Below are 23,497 nucleotides of genomic sequence, written 5' to 3'. Positions count from 1 at the left end.
TTGTGGTAAAATAAAGAAAAATATGGAAGTGGAGATGAACTCTTTGAATAAAAATTCTATCTTTACGAGAGATATTCGAATTTTAATGTTGGCAAGCTTTTTCTATATGGCATCGCCGATGCTGGTAACGCCTTTAATCACAGGGTTTTCTGAAACTCTAGGAGCCAGTGGGTGGATTATGGGATTGGTAGGAGGACTTACCAATCTTTGCTCTTTGTTGTTTCAACCTTTTGCCGGCGGATGGGCCGATCGAGAAAGCAAATACAAACTAGGTTGCATTGGCGTAGGGTTTTTGATTTTGGCTTGTCTGGGCTATGTACTTTCCAAAACAGCGAAAATGGTTTTAATTTTTCGAATGATTAACGGTATAGGATTTGCCTTTTGTTCCGTATGCTTTTCTACATGGATTGCCAATCTTTTGCCATCGGATCGAATTGGCTATGGTATGGGGCTTTATGGAATGATGAATGCTTTAGCCATGGCAATAGCACCAGGAGTGGGCGTATTTTTGTATCAAAGAGTAGGCTACCATTGGGCTTTTGGAGCAGCTACATTTTTCGCCATTGTTTGTATGATTTTGATTCAATTTTGCCAGGACAAAGGAGAAGCCTTTGAAGGAGCGGAAATAAAAAACAGAAAATGGGAACTTTTGGATGTACGGGTACTTCCTGTGGCTCTTGTGGTTCTGTTTTTTGCCCTTCCCTATTGCGCTACCCAATCCTTTATCGTTCGCTACGCAGAAACGAAACAATTAAACATTACCGTAAGTTTATTTTTTACTCTATATGCCATGGCTTTATTGACCAGTCGAATTTTATTGCGAAATTGGTTTGACAAATGGTCTTATCATAAATTTTTAGGAATCGGGAGCCTCTGTGCTTTGGCATCCCTTTATTTTTTAGGAACGATGGAAAACAATGGAGAACTTTTTTTAGGTGCCTTATTTATGGCAGGAGGCTACGGAATTATGTGTACCGTTTCCCAATCCAAGGCCATTACTTTGGTAGAACCAGAAAAGCGAGGAATAGCCAACGGTACTTATTATATGGGGCTCAATGCAGGAATGGCGTTCGGACCTTTTCTTGGGGGCGTATTGTATGGACAATTCCCCATTCAATGGTTTTATCCCTTGTTAATGTGCACAGTTCCAATTGGTTTGTTGTTGTATTGGGTCGTTGGGAAGATGGTAAAGGGGAAAAAGGAGGTTTAGGAGGAATGATATGAATCCATTGCTTTTGCGTGAAGTTATTTTAGATTGGGAGAAGGTGGATTCTTCTTCTTATCTTCGAGAAATCCCTTCCCTTCGTTCTTTGGAAAGTTTTACTTTTTCGTCTCCGGTTGCTTTTTTCGTAGGGGAAAATGGGAGTGGAAAGTCAACTCTTTTGGAGGCGATCGCTGTGTCTTATGGTTTTAATCCAGAGGGGGGAACGAGAAATTATCGTTTCTCGACTCATTCTTCTCATTCGGATTTGTGGCAAGCTGTTTCTTTGGTGAAGGGGGCCGTTCCCACGAATGGGGGATATTTTTTCCGTGGGGAAACTTTTTATAATGTGGCGACGATGGAGGAGGAATATCGTGGCGGGCGTTCCCTTCGGTTTCATGAGCAGTCCCATGGGGAAAGTTTTTTATCCTTGGTTCAGAATTCCTTTTCGGGCAAGGGGTTGTTTCTTTTGGATGAGCCGGAATCTTCTCTTTCTCCTCAAAGGCAATTGGCTTTTTTGAGGGAAATTTCGGAGTTGGTGAAAGAGGGGGCACAATTTATTATTGCGACCCATTCGCCGATTGTATTGGCTATGGAAGGGGCAGAAATCTATAATTTTTCAGAAGATGGGATCAGAAGGTGCGAGTATGAGGAAACAGAAAGTTATCAGGTGATGAAAATGTTTTTGGAAAATCCTAAGGGATTTTTGCATCATTTACTGAAGGAATAGGGAAGAGAGTGTTGAGAAATTTTTGATGGATAAATTTTTCTAAAAACTTTATAAGGAAGGATTTACAATGGGCTTGGATTTTTAGATAATAAGGAAAAGAAAAATTCGTTGTTCGGGAAAAGTAGTTTAGGAGAGATTGGTATGGAAAATTTTTCTGCGTTTAGAGGTCCTATATTAATTGGAATTTCGGCTGTTGGATTTGGTTTGGTGCCCATTTTTGTCATTATGACCTTTGGATCAGGTGTGAACAATTTTACGTTATTGTTTCTTCGCTTTTTTGTGGCTTCTATTTTTATGTTCGGTCTGTTTTTTGGGAGGAAATTGAAATTTCCAACGGGCAAGCAGATTTTGTCTTTTCTTCTTTTGGTAGGAATTGGTTATGTGGGACAATCTTTCTGTTATTTTTCGGCTTTAAATTATGCACCGTCTAGTGTGGTTTCTCTTTTGCTCTATACTTATCCTATGTTGGTTATGATTGGTTCGGTTTTAGTTTTTAAGGAACAAGTGACAAAGAAAAAAGTTTTTGGCTTGTTGTTGGCTTTAAGTGGAGCTTTTGTCATTATTGGCGGACAAATTGGCGGAGAGGCTACGGGAATTCTTTTGGCTCTTTCGGCAGCGATTATTTATACGGTTTATATTTTGGTGAGTTCTCGAGTGATTGGGGAAGGAATGGGAATCCAATCTTCGGCGTTTATTACGTTGGGTGCGACGATTGTTTTTGGCGTGATGGCGCTTCTTTTCGGTTTTTCGTTACCAAAGACCTCCACGGGGTGGATGGGAGCTCTTCTGATTGCTTTTGCCTCTACAGTTTTGCCTATGTGGGCTTTTTTACAGGAATGGAAAAAACGGGGCCTTCTATGGCGGCGTTGATTTCAACGTTAGAACCGGTCGTTACGGTTTTGGTGGCGATTGTTTTTTTAGGGGATCCTTTAGAAGTTCGTGTTCTATTGGGAGGAGCATTGGTTTTGTCGGCGTTATTTTTGACGATGGCCCCTTCAAAGAAAGAAAAGTTATTGCCTGAAAATACTTTGCCAGATCCAGGGGATATTTTTTCAGAGGAATAAAGAAAGGATTGAAAATGAAGACGGCAAAGGATTGGATTCAACTATTGAAGATGGAACCTCATATTGAGGGTGGATATTTTAAGGAAATGGCAAAATCGGAGGAAAAAATTCTTTCGCGAGAAAATCGAGCCCTTTATACGAGCATTTATTTTTTATTGGAAGAGGACAATCCCTCCCATTTTCACCGGTTAACAGCGGATGAAGTTTGGTATTTCCATGAGGGAGAGCCTTTGACAATTCATATGTTTTCTCCCGAAGGAAAATATTCCAAGGTTTTTCTTGGAACAGAAATAGAAAAGGGGCAACATTTGCAATTTGTCGTACCCAAACACACGATTTTTGGCTCTTCCGTAGAAAGTGGCTACGCCTTGGTGTCTTGTATGGTTTCGCCAGGATTTGAATATTCGGATTTTGAATTGATGAAAAGAAAAGATTTATTGGAGAATTATCCAGAAGAAAGAGAAATCATAGAAAAATTAACGCGAAAATAAAAAACTCCCTGTCTAAGCAAGGAGTTTTTTTGGACCTATTTTTGTAGGAATTTTTTTACGGTTTCATAAACGAAGTCGGTTTCTTCTTTGGCCAAATCTCTCATATTCATAAAAGTATGAGGCATATTCTCAATATTGTGGTGCTCCACTTCTACGCCGACTTCTTTTAGTTTTTCAACATAGGCAAAGTTTTCGTCACGTAATGGGCAAAATTCCGCAGAGAATAAAAGGGTTCTTGGCATATCGGAACTAATTTCTCCAAACAATGGAGAGGCATGACGGCGATTTTCGCCCTTTTGAAAATATTGATCGAAATACCATTCGATTCCAGGTGTTTCCAGTAGATATCCCTGTCCATTTACTTCTGGTTTATAAGAATCAAAACTCATGGTGTAGTCAACACTTGGATAAATTAGAATCATATTTTCCAAAGGAACGGATTTGTCGTGTTGCACATCCCGTGCCAATGCTGTAGACAAAGCACCTCCGCCAGAGTCGCCCATAATGGTTAGTCTCTTTTGGTGTTTGATATTTTTCTTTTCCAAAATATCAAAAACGCCATAGAAACAAGTACGAGCATCGATCTCTCCGGCAGGATAAGGAGATTCTGGGGCCAAGCGATATTCTGGAGCCACTACAATGGCTTCGGCACGATTGGCCAACAATCGCAAGATAGGATCGTAAACCGTTACAGATCCGGCTAAATGTCCTCCTCCATGGTAATAGAGGATAACAGGAAGTTCTTTTTCAGGATTTGGATTAAAAATTCGAATAGGAACATTGTATTGCCCTTTGCCATCAATGGTATCGTCTAAAACTTGTGCAACGGGCTCAGGATTTTCCGTAGAAAAAAGGTTGGTTGTATTGGCTAGTCCTTCTCTCTTATTGATAACGTTTGGCGTAAATCCAGCTTCCAATAAAGCGGGAACAGTGACGTTATTAAATGTGTCTAAAAAAGCTACCATAGTCGGTTTTAATTGTCTCATTTTTGTCTCCCTTCTTTTTCTAAATAAAAATGAAAATTTCAATTTGTAGAAATCTCCCATAGACTTTTTCGTTACTTTTTATATAACCATAAATGGAAAAAACTAACAGAAAAAATGGCTTAAATAAGCCAAAAATCGAGGATTTGTTATGAAAAAAAAGCAAGATTCCATGAATTGGATTCATAGAATAAAATAAATGGCTAAATTTCAATATTAAAAGAAGATTTTATTAAGAAAAACACGAAAAAATGCAAACTCGATTATATGTATTTAACGGGATTTGATATAGAATTATATTTTTATTGTGATATGATTCAATGAAGAGTATTCATTTTTTTAATACAATAAGGAGGTATTTTATGAACAACAAAGTCGCTATAGTAACTGGAGCTGCAAGTGGTATTGGTTTAGCCATTGCGGAAACGCTTTCCAAAGAAGGTGCCAAAGTTGTATTTGCAGATATTAACGAAGAACTGTTAAAAAAAGTAAGTGGAGAATGTAACGGAGAATATTTTGTAGGAGATCTTAGTAAAAGAGAGTCCTGTAAAGGATTGGTTGATTTTGCTTTGGAAAAATTTGGGAAAGTAGATATTTTGGTAAATGTGGCAGGAATCCAAAATGTTTCTCCGATTGAAGAATTTCCAGAAGACAAATGGGATTTTATGATTTCCTTAATGTTAACAGCGCCATTCCTTTTGACAAAATACGTATGGCCTTCTATGAAAGAAAACAAATGGGGACGTATTATCAACATTAGTTCTATCCATGGTTTGGTAGCTTCTGAATTCAAGTCTGCTTATGTTTCTGCAAAACATGGTTTGATTGGTTTTACAAAAACAGCCGGTTTGGAAGGTGGACCTCATGGAATTACTGTAAACGCAATCTGTCCTGCCTATGTTCGTACTCCTTTGGTAGACGGGCAAATTGCAGACCAAGCGAGAACTCACGGAATTTCTGAAGATCAAGTTATTTCTGAAATTATGTTACAAAAGGCAGCCATTAAGAAGATGTTGGATCCAAGTTCTGTGGCAGAATTGGTGAAATTCCTTTGTACAGATGCAGCAGATAGTATGACTGGTAGCGCTATTACAATGGATGGTGGTTGGACAGCGAACTAATCCAAAGTCAATTCGGTAGTATGGAGCCATATTGGCTCCTTACATACAAAACTTAATATTAAGGAGGAGTAAAAGATGATAGGCATTATTGGTATTGTTATTTCTCTTGCCCTGTTGATGTATTTGGCCTATAGAGGTTGGTCGGTTATTCTTTTGGCCCCAATCCTTGCATTATTGGCCGTTGTAATCGCCGGGCTTGGCGGTGAGGATATGCATTTACTAGCTACGTATACAGAAGGCTTTATGGCTTCTTTGGCTGGTTATGTAAAATCCTATTTCCCAATGTTCTTATTGGGGGCTTTGTTCGGTAAGGTTATGGACGACACAGGTTCTGCGAAATCAATTGCAGCTTTTATCTCTGAAAAAATCGGAGAGGGAAAAGAAATTTGGGCTGTAGTTCTTTCTTGTGCAGTAATCACTTATGGTGGGGTATCTCTTTTTGTAGCCGCTTTTGCCATTTATCCAATTGGCGCGGCTTTGTTCAAAAAAGCAGATATACCAAAACGCTTATTACCTGGCTCCATTGCATTGGGTGCGTTTACCTTTACAATGACAGCCATTCCAGGAACACCACAAATTCAAAACGCGATTCCTATGAAATTCTTTGAAACCGATTTGTTTGCAGCGCCTATTTTAGGGATTGTTGCTACATTGATTATGTTGTTTGGCGGTATGTTTTGGCTTACTGGTCGAGCCAAAAAAGCAAGAGCCAACGGAGAAGGTTACGGTGTCCATGAGGACAAAGGAATTCGTACAGATGATCAAGGCGATCTTCCAGGTATGGGTGCAGCCATTCTACCTATTTTGGTCGTATTGATTGGGAATTTAATTTTTACAAAATTTGTTTTTGCCAATATGGAAGCAGCTTATTTGGAAGAACAATACAATACAACCCTTGGGGCAGTATTAGGAAACTGGTCTTTGATTTGCGCCTTAACTTTAGGTGTTTTATTGGCCATTGCTTTGAATTACAAACGATTTGAAAATGGGGTTATGCATACATTAAAAGAAGGGGTACAAGGTTCTTTCTTAGCCGTAATGAATACAGCTTCAGAAGTTGGTTACGGGAATGTAATTAAATCCTTAGCAGCATTTACTATGATTGCAACGTTTATGACCGATATTTCTTCCAATCCATTGATTGGTGAAGCGATTTCATCTTCTGTTTTGGCAGGGGTTACAGGATCTGCTTCTGGTGGTCTCTCCATCGCCTTGGAAACTTTTGGAGATGTATTTATGGAACGGGCACTTCAGGCGGGAATTAGCCCTGGAGTTTTGCATAGGGTTGCCGCTGTAGCCTGTGGTGGTTTGGATACATTGCCACACAATGGTGCAGTTATTACTCTATTGGGTATTACAGGAATGACTCACAAAGAGGCTTATGCAAATATTGGAATGTGTACCGTAGTAATTCCAACAATCGCAACCATTGCGATTATTATTTTAGGGTCTTTCGGTATTGCGTAAAAATTTGTTACAATAGGAATAGAAAGTAGTAGAAATTCATGACAATGGATTTAGGAGGAAAAAATGAGAGAAATAAAAACCGTAGTAATTGCAGGTGCAGGTACCATGGGCTCTTCCATGGGAGAAACTTTTGCAAAATTTGGTTACGATGTAATTCTTTATGATATTTTCCAAGAAGCTTTGGAAAAAGCGAAAAAGCTGATTTCTTTGAACCAAGAAACTGAAGTGGTTCAAGGTATGGTTACCAAAGAAGAATCAGAAAAATTGTTAAGCCGAATTTCTTATACAGATGATGTAAACGAATTTAAGAAAGCAGATTTTGTAGTAGAAGCCATTGCTGAAAAAATAGAAATCAAACACAAATTTTGGAAAGAGGTTTCTCAATTGGTAGACGAGGATGTTATTCTATGTAGTAATACTTCCGGTTTAAGCATTACAAAAATCGCAGAAGTCATCAAAAATCCAGAACGTTTTGCTGGTATGCACTGGATTAACCCACCTCATATTATTCCATTGATCGAAGTTATTCGTGGGGAAAAAACCTTGGAAGAAAATGCAGAAGTGGTTCGTGAATTGTGCGTAAAATTAAACAAAAAACCAGTGGTTGTAAAAGATGCTCCTGGATTCGTATTAAACCGTCTACAATTTTCTGTTATGCGCGAAGCATTAAATATTGTGGAACGTGGAATTGCTCCAGTGGAAGCCGTAGATGATGTAGTGAAATATGGTTTGGGATTGCGCTATGCTTGTCTTGGACCATTCCAAGTAGCAGATTTAGGTGGATTGGATATTTTCTATAATATTTCTTCTTACTTATTTGAAGATTTGGCAGATCAAAAAGAAGTATTTGGTCGCTTAAAAGAATGTATCGAAGAAGAAGATGCCAAAGGCGTAAAAAATGGCAAAGGATTCTACGATTATAGCAATGGAAAAGACGAAGAATTGATTCGCTATAGAGATACAATGTTTACAAAAGTTTCAAAAACTTTATATGAAGAAAAATAAAAGTGGCGGGGGAATCCCCGCTATTTTTATTCCTAAAATAAATAAAATCATTTTTATAATCCTTGTTATTTTCTTTGCGAATACCATAATAAGGATTATTTTTTTGAAAAAAGGAGGAAAAACTTTCGTTGGGTATGAATAGAACGGAGGAGGTGTTTGCTTTCAAAGAGAATCGAAAGAAATATTCTACGTTTCTAAAAGACGTATTTATCTGTTCTTTAGGCGCCTATGGAGGGCCGGAAGCTCATTACGGTGTGTTTTCAGACCAAATGGTAGCGAAGAAAAAATATATTACAGAAGAAGAATTAACGGAGTTAATTGCTTTAACAGGAATTTTGCCCGGGCCTAGCTCAACCCAAACGATCATTGCCATGGGGTACAAAGTCGGAGGCGTGCCTCTTGCCTTTTTCACTATGATTGTATGGGCGTTGCCAGTGCTATGTTTGATGACGACTCTATCCTTTATGGGAGTATGGGGAGAACGGCTGAATTTTTCCCCTGAAAATTTTCGATACGTTGGACCAATGGCAGTTGGATTTATTCTTATGGCCATTTATACCATAGGGAAAAAAGTGATTCGAAATTCCTTTCACTGGGCTCTTTTTTTCTTCGGGGCCATTGTCACTTACTTTTACAAAGCCAATTGGGTTTTTCCAGCCGTATTATTATTTGGGGGCGTGGCGGCGGTACTTTCCTCTAAAGAGAACAACCTATTTCAGCGGGTGGAAATTCGTCCTCCCTGGAAATACTTTGTCGCTTTTCTGACCTTTGCCTTGGGCCTTGCTTTCCTTGGAAAGATTACGGATAATCGATTGATTCAATTATTGGATGGATTTTATCGCTATGGCTATTTGGTCATTGGCGGTGGGCAAGTGGTTGTGCCCTTGATGTTTTCTGATTTGGTAGAGGTACATTCCTATATGACGGGGGAAGAATTTCTGCGAGGTTTTGGAATCGTTCAAGGCTTGCCGGGGCCTATGTTTAGTTTCTCTGCTTACGCCGGAGGAATGGCCGCTAGAGATTTGGGAACCTTTGGGCAACTTCTTGGGGCTATGGCTGGAGGATTGGGGGTTTTCTTGCCTGGAGTTTTGCTGATTTTTTTCGTCTATCCCATTTGGGAAGATTTGAAGAAAATGAGAGCCATTCAGTTGTCGATTTCAGGAATTGCCCCCGTTGCCTGTGGATTGATTTTGGCTTCAGCCATTTCTATGATAGGGAAAAATGGAATGGCGTGGGATATTCTTCTTGTGACCATAGGGACAACGGCCTTGTTATTTACGAAAAAAATCCCCTCTCCTGTCATTGTCTTGATGGTAATTTTATTGGGAGTTTTCACCTAAGAACGACGACAGAAGAACAGCGGGAATAAAAAGAGAAGAAGAGAAAAAATTTTTAGAAGAAAAAGAAAAAGCGAAGAGGGAAGTCCTCCTCGCTTTTTTATTTCAAATAATAGTCTTTTTCGATGATTTCATCTAAGGTTTCAATGGCCTCTTCCATTTTAGGGAGAATGGATTCAAGCCAAGCCACCCGTTTGGCGCGAATTAAAATTCCCATGGTTTCGCCATTGGGGTCTAACTCATTCCAATAATCGTATTTTTCCCTCGCATCTTTTTCCACTTCCAAAAGAAAATCTCGCGTTTGGATAAGTTCTTCTTTTTTTTCGTAATCCTCTGACATTTTTTTATGATCCATAAGCCCTCCTTATAAAAAAAGGCGCACTCTCAAGTGCACCTTCTCTTCTGTCTTTCTTGTGGTTCCTTTACCCGAAAAACTTTGATTCAAAACTAGGAAGTACGATTGTGTTTTAGATGGTTTGTCTGCAACTTTCAGGTGTGAATACCAAAACACGGCTTGCAAAATCACATTTGTCGTGCATTTGTGTAAAAAGTTCTCCCTCAAAGAAAAATTCTCCCGTACCAGTTAATAGGAAACCTGTTCCCATTCCCATCTTTCCTTGTACTTCATGGCTTCCCAAAGAAATTTCCATATAAGGATTTTCTTTTACATTGGCTTCTGTTTTGCGGAAACCAAAGCAAGGGATTAAAATTTTGTCATCTTCTGTGATAATTAGATATTTATTCCAAGTATTTACAATGTGAGCTTTTCCTTCGCTATTTGTTGTAGCTACAGATACGATTCCAGGATTCTTGATACATTCGTGAAAAATTTCGTTATACATAATTTTCTCCTTTCACCTATTGAATTATCGACTCCTTCTGTCTACAATAAGAATATATCAAAAAAATCAATGTTTCAATCGCAAAATTTTATCTAGAATTCAGGAGGAATGAATGAAATTTTCTATAGGGGTAGAATACGCCTTACACGGGCTTATATATATGGTAGATATTGGAGAAAAAAGCGTGAGAATAAAAGATTTATCGGAATTTCAAGGAATTTCGGAAAGCTATTTATCCAAAACTTTTTCAAAACTCGCCAAAGCAGGAATTGTCCAGGCAAGTCCTGGAGTAAAAGGGGGATATAGTTTAGGTAGAGATTCCAAAGAGATTTCTTTTTGGGACGTAATCGAAGCGGTAGAGGGAAAAGAATCCTTGTTCCAATGTCAAGAAATTCGCTGCAAGTCCCTTTTTGCGGATGTGGAAAATCAGCCAGAAGTTTATCGAGATACACCTTGTCTGATTAGTAAGGTCATGTATGAAGGAGAAAATGCCATGCGAGAATATCTATCGAAAAAATCCATCGGATGGCTATATGAAGAAGTTTTTTATAATAAGTTTTCTGATTCGGATCGGGAGAAGACTTTAACATGGTTCCAAGAGCGTAGCTCATAATATTTGGGGAAATATCGCGAAGATTTGGAAGGAGGATTTTATGGAGTTGTTGTTGGGCTATGAATATCCAGAGATTGTACGAGAATTGTTTGAAGAATATACGGAGTATTTAATTGAGAATAATCCAGAAATAAAAACCTACTTAGGTATCCAAGGATTCGACGATGAAATTCTTCATTTGGAGAAAAAATATGGTCCTCCTCTTGGTAGGTTGTACTTAGTAAAAGAAGGGGATCATTGGGCGGGTTGCATTGCTTTGCGACCAATGGAAGAGAAAAAATGCGAAATGAAACGGTTGTATATCCGTCCAGAATTTGAGGGGCTGGGATTAGGGAGAAAATTAATTGAAAAAACGTTAGAAGACGCAAAAGAAATTGGTTACGAATCCATTTGGTTAGACACAATGCCTTTCTTAAAACGAGCCATTCATCTGTATAAATCCTTTGGATTTGAAGAAGTTCCTTGTTACAACGACAGTCCCATAGAGTCAACGATTTATATGAAAAAAGATTTATAACAAAAAAAGATGGTTCAAAGACCATCTTTTTTTATTACTAATATTCTACAACATTTGATTCCTTGGAAGTTTGAATCAATAAAGAACCTCCAATGAAACCAATAATGGCAACAGGTATCCAACCAAATCCGGCCGCTCCCAATGGAACAATATTTACAATGGTTTGTACGATTTCTCCTCCGAAACCAACCATGGATAAAGCATGGAAGATTGTGTAAACCACCGTACAAAGAGTAGCGCCTTTCCAAGCGCCTAAATTCGTAAGGAATTTCGAGGTCAAACCTTTTGTTGTAATAATAATTCCTAAAGGATAAGCAATGGCAAAGAATGGCTCAGATAAACCGATGATTTTTTCTACGCCAATGGCCCCTTGAATTGCGCAGAAAATACAAAGGGCTGCAACGACCAATTTATAAGGAATCTTATTTCTGGTTAAATCCATAGTAAAATTTGCCACAGAAGTGGTAATTCCCACAGAAGTTGTTAAACAAGCCAAAGAAACCGCAATAGAAAGGACAATTCCGCCCGTATTTCCTAATAAACGATTTACAATCGTAGTCAACAAAGCCGTACGTGGCATATCTACTGGCAATACACTAGAAGTGGTTGCCCCTACTCTTAAAAGAGATCCGTAGATAATCAAAAGCAATACAAAGGCGATTAACGATGCATAAATTGTCATCTGACCTCCCTGTCTTTTGTTGTATCCTTTTTGTTTAATAGTAGCCATTAATACAGTTGAAAAAAGAAGGCCAGTAACCAAATCGCCCATTTGGTATCCTTGAACAAAGGCCCATTGGAAAGGAGCTTCTACAACGGGTTGGGCAACCGCTCCCTGAGGTTTTAATAAACCATTTCCAATAATAAATAAAACAATGACAATAAGAGCTGGGGTGAGGTATTTTCCAATCTTATCAACAACGCCTTCTTTATCAATAGTAAGAATATAAGTAAGCCCAAAGAAAACGATCTGAACAACAATACTTGGCAAACCAGGGAAATGAGGCAAAAATCCTACCTCATAAGTTGTTGCACCAGTTCTTGGAACCAAAATCAAAGTAGCAATTAAATACATTGTTAAAACATTAAAGCCAATATAAAAATTACGAGAGATAGGTTCTGTCAATTTTTGAAGAGAGCCTCCTCCCTTGACCACTCCAATCATAGAAAGAATGGGCAACAGAATTCCTGTTAATACGAGTCCAATAATACCAAGAATCCATCCTGCCCCAACTTGCATTCCCATAAAAGGAGGGAACACTAAATTTCCAGCGCCAAAAAAAGTGGCGAAAAGCGTAAAACCAATAATGAGGGTATCAGTACGAAATGAATGATTTTCCATAACATCCTCCTATTCTATCCATTTCTCATTATAATAATTACAATGATTCATAGGGGAATTATATCATATATACAATTTAATATGTTGATGAGACAGGAGTTCTGGAGGATACGGGAAGAAATGTAAAAAAGACAAAATAAAGAAAAATACTTTATAAAAATTATAAAAAATAAAAAAATATAGGGAAAAAAACGATATCAACCTCTTTATGATTGTTAAAGTAAAGAAAAAATCCCTTAAAGTAGGTAAAAAAGCAAGAAAAATATATTTCATATATTGAAAAACAGTAACAAAACACAAAAAATCAAGAAAATTAAGAAAGCGAAAGAGGGATTCGATTGTAGATATTACAAAGATTGGGCAAGATTTTTTGTAAATAGAAAAAAGCCCTGAAGGGCTTTATTTTTCTTGGCAATTTTTACAAATGCCTTTCATTTTGAAAATGTGACCTGTAATTTTGTAACCCGTTGTAGAACGAATGTGTTCATCTAAAACTTCTAAAGGACAGTTGTCAATAGGGGTTAATTCGCCACAGGATTCACAAACAATATAATGTCGATGTCCTTCCCCTGCGTACTCATAATAGGTAACTCCATTTTGTTCCAAACTTGCACGTAATAAACCTACCTCTGTTAATTGATTTAGAATGCGGTAGATAGTAGATAAGCTGGAGCAGATAGAGCGAGGAATTTCCCCATACATTTCCTCAGCGCTGATTGGTCCGCGATTTTTTTCTAAATATTTCAAAACTTCTACTCGTCCGTTGGTTGCTTTTAGTCCGTGTTTACGAATAATTTCTTTCATTTTGTCACCCCATATACCTTTTCCTTTCTATCTATTATAGGGGAAAAATTACGAAAAAGAAACAAAAAGTGAGGTTTCATCTTTTCGAAAGCCTAGTTTTTTGCTATACTAGACATATAAATAAAAACTATTATCGTTTAGGAGGTCCAAATGAAAATGAAAAAAAGTACATTGGGAATTTTGGTTGCAGCCTTGGTTTTAGTAGGTTGCCAAGGAACAACAAATGAAGTATCTGAAAATACAGGAAATAATACAGCCGTTGTAGAGGAGTCTGTTTCAAAAGAAGACGCTTCTCTAACAGTTATGACATCTACTTTTGTTTTGGAAGATGTTGCCAAAGCTATTGGTGGAGACAAGGTGTATGTTGAATCCATGATTCCAAATGGACAAAGTCCTCATGGTTGGGAGCCTTCTGCAAAGGATTTGAATAAGGCCATTGGCACAGACGTATTCTTATACAATGGCGGTGGTTTAGAAAGCTGGACGGATAAAGTAATTGAGCAATTGAATCCAGAAGAAACAGAAGTTGTAGAAGCAGTGGAAAATATTGCATTGATTCCAGGGCATAGTCACGACCACGACCACGATCATGACCATGACGCAGCAGAAGAAGCGCATGACCATGACCACGACCATGACCATGAACATGGAGCCTTGGATCCCCATGTTTGGTTGGATCCAAAGAATGTAGTAGTCATTGCCCAAAGCGTGGCGGATGCTTTTGCGGAAAAAGACAGTGCCAATGCAGATTATTATATGGCGAACTTAGAATCTTATAAAAAAGAATTATTGGATTTAGATGAAAGTTTCCGAACTGGTTTGGAAGAGGCAAAAAATAGAAATATTGTAGTAAGTCATGAGGCTTATGGGTATCTAGCTAAGGCGTACGATTTAACACAAATGCCAATCGAAGGAATTAATTCTTCTACAGAACCAGATCCAAAGACCATGCAAGAAATTATTGAATTCGTAAAAGAGAACAATGTAAAGACGATTTTTACGGAGCCATTAATCGAAGCAAAGGTAGCAGAGACGATTGCTAGTGAAACAGGGGCAGAGGTAGCTGTTTTGGATCCAATTGAAGGCGTATTCGATGGCAATGAAAAAACATACATCGACATTATGAAAGAAAATTGCGATGCATTGATAAAGGCTTTGGTAGGATGAACACAATCTTAAAGGTTGAAAATTTATATTTTTCTTATGGCCACGAGTGGGTCATTGAAGGCGCAAATCTCTCCATGGAACGGGGAGATTTTGGCGCGCTTATCGGCTCTAATGGAGCAGGAAAAACGACTTTGATTAAATTGTTATTGGGAATTTTGAAGCCCAACAAAGGGACGATTTCCCTAGAAGGAAAAGAGAGAAAAGCAGGAATCGACTATTCCAATGTAAGCTATGTGCCCCAATTAATGGCGGGGGTAGAACACTTTCCCATTACGGTGGAGGAACTGATTGGCTTGAGTTTGTATCGAGAATTAAAAGGTTGGAAACGACTCAATGATTCTCAGAAAAAACGGATCCATGATTCTTTGAAGCTGGTTGGATTGGAAGATAAGGAAAAGGAGTTGTATCAAAATTTGTCTGGGGGACAAAGACAAAGGGTTTTAATTGCAAAGGCTTTGGTTTCTCTTCCAGAGATTTTAATTATGGATGAACCAACAACAGGAATTGATGCAAAGACGAGAAAAAATTTGTTTCATCTTTTGTCCCATTTGAATCAGGACCACAATATCACGATTTTAATGATTACCCATGATCTTCATGCGGTGGAGGCCATTTTGAATCGCGTCTTTGTCTTAGATGAAGGAAAAATTTATGAGAGGAGCCCAGAGCGTGGAAATCTTTCAATATGATTATATGATCCGTGCCATGGTGGTTGGGTTGATTCTTTCCATTATTATTCCAATTATGGGAGTTGTTATTGTCAATCGTAGAACTTCCATGGTAGGAGATGCCCTATCCCATGTCAGCTTGGCAGGGGTAATGGGCGGCCTTATTATGGGAATCAATCCTGTATTGGGCGCCGTATTAGGCTGTTTAATTGCCACCTTTTTTATGGAATTCATCCGAAAAAAATTTCCTTCTTATGGAGAAATTTCTACGGCAATTATTATGAGTTTTGGGGTTGGGATGGCCTCTTTGTTATCTGGTTTTGTAACAGGGCCGACCAATATTGAATCCTTTTTATTTGGGAGTATTATTGCCATTACAGACTTTGAATTTATTATGATTCGAATTATGGCTTTGATTGTCATTGTAAATAGTTTCTATTTTTTCAAGGACTTAATGTATATTTCTTTCGATCCCATTTCGGCGGCTTTATCGGGAGTAAAAGTAGACTTTGTAGGAGGGATTTTTCTCTTTTTGACAGCGGTAACCGTTGCAATTAGCTCCAGAACAGTTGGCGTTTTGATTATTTCTTCCCTTATGGTCTTGCCCGTATCTTGTGCCATGCAATTGGGGAAAGGATATCGAGGAACAACGATTTTGTCAGTTTTATTTGGAATCTTTTTTACAGAAGTGGGGCTCATTATTTCTTATTATGGAGGATTGAAACCAGGAGGATCCATTGTTCTATTGGGAGTCGTGACTCTGTTGTTTATCTTTTTTATTCAATTTATCAAAGGAAAGAAAATAGGCTCTTAAGGAGTCTATTTTTTGTTTTAAGAAGAAAAAAAGAAATTTCGGGTAAAAGAACAGCATAGGGAAAGGAGAGAAAAATGAAAAAATTATTTTACGACAAAGTAGAAAAATGGACGAAGGAAATGGTTCAAGTGGAATCCATTGTAAAAGGTGGCAATGAAACAAAAGGGGCAGAATACATATATAATGAATATAAAAAGATGCCTTATTTTCAAGAAAATCCGGAGCATTTAATTTTGCAAAAAACACTAGACGATGCCTATGATCGTCATTCTACCTTAGCCCTTTTGAAAGGAAATGGAAATTCAAAAAAGACCATAGTTCTTATGGGGCATTTTGATACGGTAGAAGTGGATGACTATGGAAAATTAAAAGAATATGCCTTTGACCCCGATCGATTAATAGAAGAAATGAAAAGATATGATCATTGGGATGAAGAGACAAAAAAGGACCTAGAATCGGGAGAGTACATGTTTGGTCGCGGCACCCTAGATATGAAGGCGGGGATTGCCGGGCATTTGGCCATTGTGGATTATTTTAGCCAAAATTTAGAGAAATTAAATGGGAATATTGTTGCCTTGGCCGCTTGCGATGAAGAAGATGGATCCCATGGTGTGATTTCTGCTTTGAAACAGTTGAAAAAATGGAAAGAGGAAGAGGGGTTAGAATATGTTCTTGCAATAAATTCCGATTATTCTACTCCTTATTACGGAGAAGATCCGAACCGCTACGTCTACTTAGGCACCATTGGAAAATTATTGCCTACGTTTTTTGTGGCCGGGAAAGAAACCCATGTAGGACAGGCATTTGCTGGTTATGATCCCAATTTGCTTTTAGGGGCTTTAACAGAAAAAATCACCTTTAACCCGGAATTGTCCAATACTTCTAACGGAGAAACAACCATTCCTCCTATGAGTTTGCGACAAGAGGATTTGAAGGAAGTGTATACGGTGCAAACGGCCTTATATGCCCATGGATACTACAATTTCTTTACCCATAGCTGGACGCCAAAGGATGTATTGGAACGTTTGAAAAAGGTAACGGAAGAAACGGTAGATGAGGTAAATGAAAAAATAAATAGGGATTATAAGGCTTGGTGTGAAAAGGCTGATTTCCCCTACAAGGAAATCCAATGGAATGTACCGGTTTATACATGGGAGGAATTCTTAGAAAAAGGGCGAGAAGAATATCCGAACATGGAAGAAGAGATAGAAAAATATAAGGAAGAGCTTTTTGAGAAAGAACCCAATATGGACATTCGAAAATACGCCTTGGCCGTTGTAAAATATGCTTTTGAAAAATTTCCAGTGGTAGAATCGCCCGCTGTGATTTTATATTATTCTTCGGTTTATTCTCAAAATATTGAGTTGTCTGAGAAGAAAAAAGAAGACAAAGAAGTGATTCAAAATTTAAGAAAAGCAGTAGAAACGGTAGGAAAAGATTGCAAAGATCCAATTCAAGTGAAATTCTTCTATCCTTACATTTCAGATTCTTCTTTCTTATACGTTCCGGAAGAAGAGGAAGGAATAAAATATTTTGAAAAGAATACCGCCCCTTGGGGGAAAAAGTATAAACATCCAATGGAGGATATGAAAGAAATTTCAATGCCTGTTGTGAATATTGGAACCTATGGTAAAGATGGACATAAGAAAACAGAACGTGTCCACAAGGCATTTACTTTTGAAACCATTCCACAATTAGAAATCGAAATGATTCAAAATACCTTGAAAGAATAAGGCGGGACTTTCCTTTATCGGGATACGATTTTAAGGAAGAAGTTTTTAGAAAGGAAAGGGGCAAAACTCAGGAGTTTTGCCGAATCGTAAATGGTTTCTAGAAAGGAAGAGAAATGAACTACGGTAGTAAGGGCTACCGTAGTTTTTTTGCATAAAAAAGCCTCCAGACAAACTGGAGACTTTTAGAAATGATTTTCTCCCTTAGGGGAAGGATTTTTATTTACTCATTAAGGAGATTAGGATTTTTGCAACCTCACCTCGTTTAATGTGTGATTTTGGTGCGAAGTGATTGTCATCACGTCCCACAAACAATTCTCGTTTTGTAGCCATTTCCACTTCTTCTTTTGCCCAATCAGATATTTCACTGCTATCTACATAGTCAATGTTCTCTTTAATCGGACGTTTTTTGTCGAATTTCTCCACAAAACGGTTTAGAATAGCGGCCATTTCTTCACGGGTAATGTGACGGTCTGCCTTGAAGCTACCATCTTCATAGCCCTTAATAATTCCATTTTCAATGGCCCAGTTAATATAGCCGCTCTCTTCAGAGTCGACTTTAATATCGTTTAACGATTTTCCAGCATAGTCCTTCCAATCTACTTTTTGGTAACGAGCAAGGGCGCGTACAACAGTAAGACGATCAGAGGAAATTTCAGGGAAGAAGTAGCCATCGGATACATCCATATAACCCAGTGTTACAATTTTTTCTACGGGATCTTTTGCCCAGTGGCCATCCATATCTTTGATAAAGGATTTTTTTTCGTTTTTGTCATCTACAACAGGGCGTTTGCCAGGTTTTTTGCCAGGGTTATCATCGTCAAAGGCGGGAGGAGCTTCTTTTTCAAAAACGGCCTTTATACTGTGAGGGGCTTGAATATTTTCAAATGTATAAGAGTTCACAGGACCAACAGATTTTCCATCCACAAGCACGTCTTTGATTTTATAGCCTTTGTTTGGTGTAATGGTGTAAGTTTGGTTGGAACCCGTTTCAACATTTCCTGTTTCTGGAGCAATGGTTCCGCCGGCTGTTTGTTCTACTTTAATTTCTTGGGTGCGTTCTCCTTTGTATAGAGTTACCTCATCTACAAGAGAGTTATCCATAGTTCTATAGGTGCTTAACTTAAAGCTGTAGTCGGTTACATCTACTTGTGTGTAATTGGGAATTCGTTCTTGGTTTTGTACGGCAGAATAATCAAATTTTTCATTTTTAATATTGTAGAATTTAGAGCCAGAACCAGAGGTAACAGTCATATATAAAATCCCTTTAGGATCTTGGTATTCAGTAGGTACGGACCCATCTTCGTTATATTCTTCAATAACCTGGGTTCCGTCCATTAGGTGAGAGCGTACATAAACATGGTCATGTCCATTGAGTACCACATCAATGCCAAGCTCTTTGAATATAGGAGCAAGTTGTTCCCGTCTTTGTAAAATATCTCCATCATAGGCGTGGGAAGCAACGGTATAGATAGCGTGGTGGAAGGTAACGACTTTCCATTTAATGTTTTTATCTTTCGTTTCTGCAATGGCTTTTTCAATGGTTTCTTTGTGTTCGCTTGCAGATCGGTTGTTGGAATTTAAGGAAATAAATAAAGTATTGTTGTAAACGTAGTAGTAATTTTCTCCCGCCGTAGTCGCACCCTTTCCGTCTGCATTTTTGGGTAGATAGAAATGCTCAGAATAAGCGCGGTTTCCAGAGTCGTGGTTTCCAATAACAGGGGCAAGAGTTAAGCCTTTGAAACCATCTTTTTCAATAAAGTGGGTGTATTCATCTTCATTAGAGGCCGTGTTAACTTGGTCTCCTGCAGAAAGTAGAAAAGATGTATTTGGATAGGTTTTTCGAATAAGATCTAAGGTATTTCCCCAACCTTCAGAACCGTTTAGGCTTCCGCCGGATCCAATTTGTGGATCTCCTACAAGGCTAAAGCTATACTTTCCAAAAGAACCTGTTTTGAAGGAATAAACTTCATCAATGGAAGTATTCCCTACAGAAACACGGTATATGTATTCTGTGTTTTCTGCAAGATTTGGAAAATTAAATTGGTGTGATTGATATTTTAAGGTGTTGGTGTCTGCATATTTATTCGATGCTTCTAGGGTTTTTGCCTTTGTAAATTCAGCGTCATCGGCCGTGGTGATTTCTACTTTGGCCTCCCCAGGAATGGCAGTGTAGAAAGTAAAATTTCTTTCGGTTTGATCTTTTCCAATAGTAAGCATTGGGTAATAGATGCCATTATCTACTTTTGGTTCCACAAGTTCAATATTGCGAAGATCAAAGTAAATGTCACTTGAGCCACCGCCTCGTTGATTAAGACGTACGGCAAAAATATTTTCTCCCTCTTTAAGAGCATTTTTAAGATTTGTAGCAGGAACGACAACTTCTCTTTGTACAGGATCCCCTGTAGTATCAGCGGCGGCAAATTGTAAGTTGGAAGTATATTCTTCTGTGTTTTCAGCATGAACTTCTACGCCATTGATATATAGAGTGTAAGAATCGTCATATTTTACAAAAAACTTCAAATCCTTGTTTTGAATATTTGTTAAATTAACTTTCTTTAGAAAAAAATAACTTGGGATCGTATTGTCATCTTCTGGGAACACATCTGTATCGTAGTAGTGTTTTAGAGTTGTATTGGACTTTAAGCCATGAACGTCATAAGCTTCTCCTCGTTTGGCTCCAAAGGGTCCCATAGCTTGTTTAAGCACTACATTGTCATCGATATTTCCAAGGGTCCAATTGTACATTTCATTTTCAGAACCATCTTTTTTTGTAATATCAATGCCTTCGTCGGAGTAGTACCATTCTCCGTTTTCCAAGGTAGTTAAATCTGCCTCCTTGGCATAGGAGAAATCTCCTACAAAGACGGTGAAAAGCAGGGTCACCGCCAAGATAAAACTAAGTAATTTTCTCATTTTCTCCTCCTAAAAAAATTTTTTTTCATCCAACAAATTCATTATAGAAAGAAAAAATTAATTGGAAGTCGAATCCATTTTAAGTTCTTGTCAATGAAAAGGCTCCTATGTAAAGAAAGAGCCTTCTTAGAAAGAAGACTCAAAAAGAGGGGGCTATTTTTTTAGGGAATAAAAGTGATTGTATACCAAACCGGAAATATAAGCAGAGATGGGAACCATAATAATGACCACAGAGGTTCCAATAAGACCTGTAATCACTTCAATGGCAAAAAAATCGGAACTAATAAGTTGGTTGGGATCAACGCCATAGGAAATAAAGACCAAAACAGTGGCAATAGACCCTCCTAAGAAGGCGAAAATCAAGGTATCTACCATAGTACCAATAATATCTCGTCCAATTTTTATTCCAGAAGTAAAAAGGTCTGATACATTTATATTGGGATGGATTTTCTTAATCTCAAGTAAGGAAGAGCTAATAGAAACGGATATGTCTTGGGCTGCTCCATAGGAGGCAATGGCCACTCCTGCAAATAAAAGTCCATGAATTTTTAGACCGGTGATATTGGTGATTAAAAAGAGTCCTTCGATTTCAGAGAGGTTGTAGCCAGAAATATGGGTGAAATAGGAAACGGCGTAAAATAATAAGGCAGCCAGAGAAAAACCAATGGTAACGCTAATTAAATTTACAAGGGCCATGGGAGTATAACCATAGACTAGAACACAAAGATAAATACAACATAGAATACAGGTAATGATAGTAAGAAGTATGGGGGAGTGTCCTAGATAAATTAGGGGGAGCATAAAGAAAAAAATTAGGTAGATACTGATTCCAAGAACAAGTGCCGAAAGCATTCCGTGTTTTCCTCCAACAGCGAAAAGAAGGAGCAAAAACAAAAGGGCGGCGACAAATAGAGAAAAAGAGCGATCGTGGTTGTAAATGGTATAGTAAGGGCTTGAATTTTCTGGATGATCCACTAGAACCACTACGGGGCTATTTTCTTTTAGAAAAATAGAATGGGTAGTAGAAAGTTCGTTATGAATCGTTACAACGTCCTTATCTTTATTGTGTAATTGAACTTCTACACGCTGATATCCAAGCTTCAAATTGCCGTATTTTTCTTCTATCTGTTCTTCTAGAACTTTGGTAACCTCTCCTCGAATATAGTGGATGGATTCCTGGTTCCAACGGGTATTTCCGTATTCTAAATTTTTCCAATGGGCAAAGACGCCAATTAGAAACAATATAAGTATTAGATTGATGATTTTTTTCATAGATCCTCCTGTGATTTCTATAAGGATGATTATTTCATAAAAAAATTAGAACGAAATAAAAATTTTGTAATGAAATATTTACAAAGAGTCGGTGGAATCTACGAAGATGTTGAGGAGTTTATCAGTGGGTATTTGCCTTGACGGAGTCCTATTTTTTGCCTATAATGAAGAAAATAAAGAAAGGTTAAGTGCCATAATAGGAGAATAGGGAACATGGTGAAAATCCATGACGGTACCGCCACTGTAAGCGAGGAGCTTCATAATAATATGCCATTGGGAAATTTTCGCCTGAGAAGGTTTTATGAAAGTGAGGATACGCGAGTCAGGAGACCTGCTTAACTTATGAAAAAGCTCTCGAGTAAGGGCGATTTTTGAGTGAAATCGACTACGGTAGAGAGAAACCGTAGTTTTTTTGTGGAAAGAAAGGAGGGAAAATTGATAAAAATTTCGTTGTTGGCTATGGTCCTAGGATATGTTTTGGATCTTTGGATTGGAGATCCTTATGCCATTCCCCATCCCGTTCAATGGATAGGAAAATGGATTCTTTTTTTGGAATCTTATTTGCGAAAGATTTTCCCTAAGACGAAGAGAGGGGAAGAAGTGGTCGGTATTTTTTTGTGGATGGGAGTCATTTTTCCTTCTTTTCTGATTCCGTATGGAACGTTAAAAATAGCTTATGGAATTTCGCCTTACGTTGCTCTTTTCATCGAGTCGATTTTTTGTTGGCAGATTTTAGCAACAAAATCTTTAGGGGTAGAAAGCAAAAAAGTGTATTTGGCTCTAAAGAAGGAGGGGATTGAGGAAGGGCGTAGAGCCGTTTCTATGATTGTAGGAAGAGATACGGAGTCCTTAAATGAAAAGGGCGTGGTGAAAGCGACAGTAGAGACGATTGCAGAAAATACGTCTGATGGAGTGGTGGCCCCTTTGTTTTTCCTATTTCTTGGAGGGGCCCCTTTGGGATTTTTCTATAAGGCGGCCAATACTTTGGATTCTATGGTAGGGTATGTGGAAATGCCCTATAAGAATATTGGATGGTTTTCTGCCAAAGCAGATGATGTTTTGAATTTTATTCCAGCTCGTCTTGGGGCTTTGTGTATGTTGTTGGCAGGAACTATGTTAGGAATGGACGGGAAAAATGGTTGGCGAATTTTTAAGAGGGATCGTTTTTCTCATGCTAGCCCCAATTCGGCTCAAACAGAATCGGTTTGCGCAGGTCTATTAAGAGTGGAGTTGGCTGGAGACGCTTGGTATCACGGGGAATTGCATAGAAAAAAATTTATAGGAGATCCGATTCGCCCCATTGTTTTGGAGGATATTTTACAGGCCATTCGCTTGTTGTATGGAACTTCCATTGTATCTTTTTTGATTTTTGTTGGGCTAGGATGGATTTTTGGATAAAAGGAGGTAGAAAAT

General features: G+C 38.2%; 23 protein-coding genes and 1 riboswitch. Of the genes, 16 read left to right on the top strand and 7 right to left on the bottom strand.

All coding sequences use genetic code 11. The features are described 5' to 3' along the window. The first annotated feature begins 34 nt into the window (after positions 1–34). From LQU94_RS05030 to LQU94_RS05010, 5 genes are all read left to right on the top strand, one after another. Positions 35–1,210 (top strand): MFS transporter, encoded by a 1,176-nt coding sequence (locus tag LQU94_RS05030; RefSeq protein ID WP_230696600.1) that lies wholly within the window; start codon positions 35–37, stop codon positions 1,208–1,210. Positions 1,211–1,220: 10 nt separating this feature from the next. Further along, positions 1,221–1,931, top strand: a complete 711-nt coding sequence (locus LQU94_RS05025; RefSeq protein ID WP_230696599.1) for an AAA family ATPase — start codon at positions 1,221–1,223, stop codon at positions 1,929–1,931. A gap of 141 nt (positions 1,932–2,072) precedes the next feature. After that, entirely contained in the window at positions 2,073–2,801 is a 729-nt protein-coding gene (locus LQU94_RS05020; protein WP_230696598.1) for a DMT family transporter, read from the top strand. Further along, complete coding sequence (locus LQU94_RS05015) at positions 2,789–2,995, top strand: DMT family transporter (protein WP_230696597.1); 207 nt, start codon at positions 2,789–2,791, stop codon at positions 2,993–2,995. The genes LQU94_RS05020 and LQU94_RS05015 overlap by 13 nt, the downstream gene beginning before the upstream one ends. Positions 2,996–3,009: 14 nt before the next feature. After that, positions 3,010–3,486 carry a cupin domain-containing protein gene (locus LQU94_RS05010; protein WP_230696596.1) on the top strand — a complete coding sequence of 159 codons (477 nt, stop codon included), beginning with the start codon at positions 3,010–3,012 and terminating at the stop codon, positions 3,484–3,486. Between the two features lie 35 nt (positions 3,487–3,521). On the opposite strand, the gene LQU94_RS05005 is transcribed toward LQU94_RS05010, so the two are convergent. Next, entirely contained in the window at positions 3,522–4,472 is a 951-nt protein-coding gene (locus tag LQU94_RS05005; protein WP_230696595.1) for an alpha/beta hydrolase, read from the bottom strand. 359 nt (positions 4,473–4,831) lie between these two features. Between LQU94_RS05005 and LQU94_RS05000 the strand changes: the two genes are divergently transcribed. The 4 genes from LQU94_RS05000 (at position 4,832) to chrA (ending at position 9,402) form a co-directional block, all read left to right on the top strand. Beyond that, entirely contained in the window at positions 4,832–5,590 is a 759-nt protein-coding gene (locus LQU94_RS05000) for a 3-hydroxybutyrate dehydrogenase (protein ID WP_230696594.1), read from the top strand. Between the two features lie 75 nt (positions 5,591–5,665). Further along, entirely contained in the window at positions 5,666–7,057 is a 1,392-nt protein-coding gene (locus tag LQU94_RS04995; RefSeq protein WP_230696593.1) for a GntP family permease, read from the top strand. 63 nt (positions 7,058–7,120) lie between these two features. Continuing rightward, complete coding sequence (locus LQU94_RS04990) at positions 7,121–8,062, top strand: 3-hydroxyacyl-CoA dehydrogenase family protein (protein ID WP_230696592.1); 942 nt, start codon at positions 7,121–7,123, stop codon at positions 8,060–8,062. Positions 8,063–8,196: 134 nt separating this feature from the next. Continuing rightward, the gene (gene chrA / locus LQU94_RS04985; protein ID WP_230696591.1) at positions 8,197–9,402 is read left to right on the top strand and encodes a chromate efflux transporter; all 1,206 of its coding nucleotides are present in this window, start codon (positions 8,197–8,199) and stop codon (positions 9,400–9,402) included. A gap of 97 nt (positions 9,403–9,499) precedes the next feature. Here chrA and LQU94_RS04980 read toward each other — a convergent pair whose 3' ends face one another. Further along, on the bottom strand, positions 9,500–9,754 hold the full coding sequence (locus LQU94_RS04980; protein WP_230696590.1) for a hypothetical protein: 255 nt from the start codon (positions 9,752–9,754) through the stop codon (positions 9,500–9,502). A gap of 112 nt (positions 9,755–9,866) precedes the next feature. After that, positions 9,867–10,241, bottom strand: a complete 375-nt coding sequence (locus tag LQU94_RS04975) for a pyridoxamine 5'-phosphate oxidase family protein (RefSeq protein WP_230696589.1) — start codon at positions 10,239–10,241, stop codon at positions 9,867–9,869. A gap of 112 nt (positions 10,242–10,353) precedes the next feature. Between LQU94_RS04975 and LQU94_RS04970 the strand changes: the two genes are divergently transcribed. Both LQU94_RS04970 and LQU94_RS04965 read left to right on the top strand, forming a co-directional pair. Then, entirely contained in the window at positions 10,354–10,854 is a 501-nt protein-coding gene (locus tag LQU94_RS04970; RefSeq protein ID WP_230696588.1) for an Rrf2 family transcriptional regulator, read from the top strand. 40 nt (positions 10,855–10,894) lie between these two features. After that, the gene (locus tag LQU94_RS04965) at positions 10,895–11,371 is read left to right on the top strand and encodes a GNAT family N-acetyltransferase (RefSeq protein ID WP_230696587.1); all 477 of its coding nucleotides are present in this window, start codon (positions 10,895–10,897) and stop codon (positions 11,369–11,371) included. Between the two features lie 37 nt (positions 11,372–11,408). Here the strand turns inward: LQU94_RS04965 and LQU94_RS04960 are convergent, their stop codons facing one another. After that, the gene (locus LQU94_RS04960; protein ID WP_230696586.1) at positions 11,409–12,713 is read right to left on the bottom strand and encodes a branched-chain amino acid transport system II carrier protein; all 1,305 of its coding nucleotides are present in this window, start codon (positions 12,711–12,713) and stop codon (positions 11,409–11,411) included. Between the two features lie 399 nt (positions 12,714–13,112). Next, positions 13,113–13,517 carry a Fur family transcriptional regulator gene (locus LQU94_RS04955; protein WP_230696585.1) on the bottom strand — a complete coding sequence of 135 codons (405 nt, stop codon included), beginning with the start codon at positions 13,515–13,517 and terminating at the stop codon, positions 13,113–13,115. A gap of 150 nt (positions 13,518–13,667) precedes the next feature. On the opposite strand from LQU94_RS04955, the gene LQU94_RS04950 reads away from it, so the two are divergent. From LQU94_RS04950 to LQU94_RS04935, 4 genes are all read left to right on the top strand, one after another. Further along, entirely contained in the window at positions 13,668–14,684 is a 1,017-nt protein-coding gene (locus LQU94_RS04950; RefSeq protein ID WP_230696584.1) for a metal ABC transporter substrate-binding protein, read from the top strand. Then, a complete protein-coding gene (locus LQU94_RS04945) occupies positions 14,681–15,373 on the top strand; it encodes a metal ABC transporter ATP-binding protein (RefSeq protein ID WP_230696583.1) in 693 nt (230 codons plus the stop codon). Before LQU94_RS04950 ends, LQU94_RS04945 begins: the two co-directional genes overlap by 4 nt. Beyond that, positions 15,354–16,166, top strand: coding sequence for a metal ABC transporter permease (locus tag LQU94_RS04940; protein ID WP_230696582.1), 813 nt, complete (start codon positions 15,354–15,356; stop codon positions 16,164–16,166). Before LQU94_RS04945 ends, LQU94_RS04940 begins: the two co-directional genes overlap by 20 nt. 74 nt (positions 16,167–16,240) lie before the next feature. Beyond that, a complete protein-coding gene (locus LQU94_RS04935; RefSeq protein ID WP_230696581.1) occupies positions 16,241–17,899 on the top strand; it encodes a M20/M25/M40 family metallo-hydrolase in 1,659 nt (552 codons plus the stop codon). A gap of 216 nt (positions 17,900–18,115) precedes the next feature. On the opposite strand, the gene LQU94_RS04930 is transcribed toward LQU94_RS04935, so the two are convergent. Both LQU94_RS04930 and LQU94_RS04925 read right to left on the bottom strand, forming a co-directional pair. Next, entirely contained in the window at positions 18,116–20,812 is a 2,697-nt protein-coding gene (locus LQU94_RS04930) for an S-layer homology domain-containing protein (protein ID WP_230696580.1), read from the bottom strand. A gap of 153 nt (positions 20,813–20,965) precedes the next feature. Continuing rightward, the gene (locus LQU94_RS04925) at positions 20,966–22,084 is read right to left on the bottom strand and encodes a YibE/F family protein (protein WP_230696579.1); all 1,119 of its coding nucleotides are present in this window, start codon (positions 22,082–22,084) and stop codon (positions 20,966–20,968) included. Positions 22,085–22,253: 169 nt separating this feature from the next. Continuing rightward, a riboswitch (cobalamin riboswitch) is annotated at positions 22,254–22,438 on the top strand. 81 nt (positions 22,439–22,519) lie between these two features. Between LQU94_RS04925 and cbiB the strand changes: the two genes are divergently transcribed. Beyond that, positions 22,520–23,482 carry an adenosylcobinamide-phosphate synthase CbiB gene (cbiB, locus tag LQU94_RS04920; RefSeq protein WP_230696578.1) on the top strand — a complete coding sequence of 321 codons (963 nt, stop codon included), beginning with the start codon at positions 22,520–22,522 and terminating at the stop codon, positions 23,480–23,482. Positions 23,483–23,497: the final 15 nt, after the last annotated feature.

Source organism: Peptoniphilus sp. KCTC 25270, assembly GCF_021012875.1.
In the GTDB taxonomy this organism is placed as follows: Bacteria; Bacillota; Clostridia; order Tissierellales; family Peptoniphilaceae; genus JAJMZJ01.
The sequence above is the reverse complement of the archived record's forward strand: the minus strand, read 5'-3'. Positions and strand labels throughout refer to the sequence as shown.

Excerpts from the sequence above, each read along its gene's own strand:
- LQU94_RS04930 (WP_230696580.1), bottom strand. The coding sequence starts at position 20,812 with ATGAGAAAATTACTTAGTTTTATCTTGGCGGTGACCCTGCTTTTCACC.
- LQU94_RS04935 (WP_230696581.1), top strand. The coding sequence starts at position 16,241 with ATGAAAAAATTATTTTACGACAAAGTAGAAAAATGGACGAAGGAAATG.
- LQU94_RS04955 (WP_230696585.1), bottom strand. The coding sequence starts at position 13,517 with ATGAAAGAAATTATTCGTAAACACGGACTAAAAGCAACCAACGGACGA.
- LQU94_RS04995 (WP_230696593.1), top strand. The coding sequence starts at position 5,666 with ATGATAGGCATTATTGGTATTGTTATTTCTCTTGCCCTGTTGATGTAT.
- LQU94_RS05025 (WP_230696599.1), top strand. The coding sequence starts at position 1,221 with ATGAATCCATTGCTTTTGCGTGAAGTTATTTTAGATTGGGAGAAGGTG.
- LQU94_RS04960 (WP_230696586.1), bottom strand. The coding sequence starts at position 12,713 with ATGGAAAATCATTCATTTCGTACTGATACCCTCATTATTGGTTTTACG.
- LQU94_RS05030 (WP_230696600.1), top strand. The coding sequence starts at position 35 with ATGAACTCTTTGAATAAAAATTCTATCTTTACGAGAGATATTCGAATT.
- LQU94_RS04925 (WP_230696579.1), bottom strand. The coding sequence starts at position 22,084 with ATGAAAAAAATCATCAATCTAATACTTATATTGTTTCTAATTGGCGTC.
- LQU94_RS04950 (WP_230696584.1), top strand. The coding sequence starts at position 13,668 with ATGAAAATGAAAAAAAGTACATTGGGAATTTTGGTTGCAGCCTTGGTT.
- LQU94_RS04975 (WP_230696589.1), bottom strand. The coding sequence starts at position 10,241 with ATGTATAACGAAATTTTTCACGAATGTATCAAGAATCCTGGAATCGTA.
- chrA (WP_230696591.1), top strand. The coding sequence starts at position 8,197 with ATGAATAGAACGGAGGAGGTGTTTGCTTTCAAAGAGAATCGAAAGAAA.
- LQU94_RS04990 (WP_230696592.1), top strand. The coding sequence starts at position 7,121 with ATGAGAGAAATAAAAACCGTAGTAATTGCAGGTGCAGGTACCATGGGC.
- LQU94_RS05015 (WP_230696597.1), top strand. The coding sequence starts at position 2,789 with ATGGCGGCGTTGATTTCAACGTTAGAACCGGTCGTTACGGTTTTGGTG.
- LQU94_RS04965 (WP_230696587.1), top strand. The coding sequence starts at position 10,895 with ATGGAGTTGTTGTTGGGCTATGAATATCCAGAGATTGTACGAGAATTG.
- LQU94_RS05005 (WP_230696595.1), bottom strand. The coding sequence starts at position 4,472 with ATGAGACAATTAAAACCGACTATGGTAGCTTTTTTAGACACATTTAAT.
- LQU94_RS04970 (WP_230696588.1), top strand. The coding sequence starts at position 10,354 with ATGAAATTTTCTATAGGGGTAGAATACGCCTTACACGGGCTTATATAT.
- LQU94_RS05000 (WP_230696594.1), top strand. The coding sequence starts at position 4,832 with ATGAACAACAAAGTCGCTATAGTAACTGGAGCTGCAAGTGGTATTGGT.
- LQU94_RS04980 (WP_230696590.1), bottom strand. The coding sequence starts at position 9,754 with ATGGATCATAAAAAAATGTCAGAGGATTACGAAAAAAAAGAAGAACTT.
- LQU94_RS05020 (WP_230696598.1), top strand. The coding sequence starts at position 2,073 with ATGGAAAATTTTTCTGCGTTTAGAGGTCCTATATTAATTGGAATTTCG.
- LQU94_RS04945 (WP_230696583.1), top strand. The coding sequence starts at position 14,681 with ATGAACACAATCTTAAAGGTTGAAAATTTATATTTTTCTTATGGCCAC.
- LQU94_RS05010 (WP_230696596.1), top strand. The coding sequence starts at position 3,010 with ATGAAGACGGCAAAGGATTGGATTCAACTATTGAAGATGGAACCTCAT.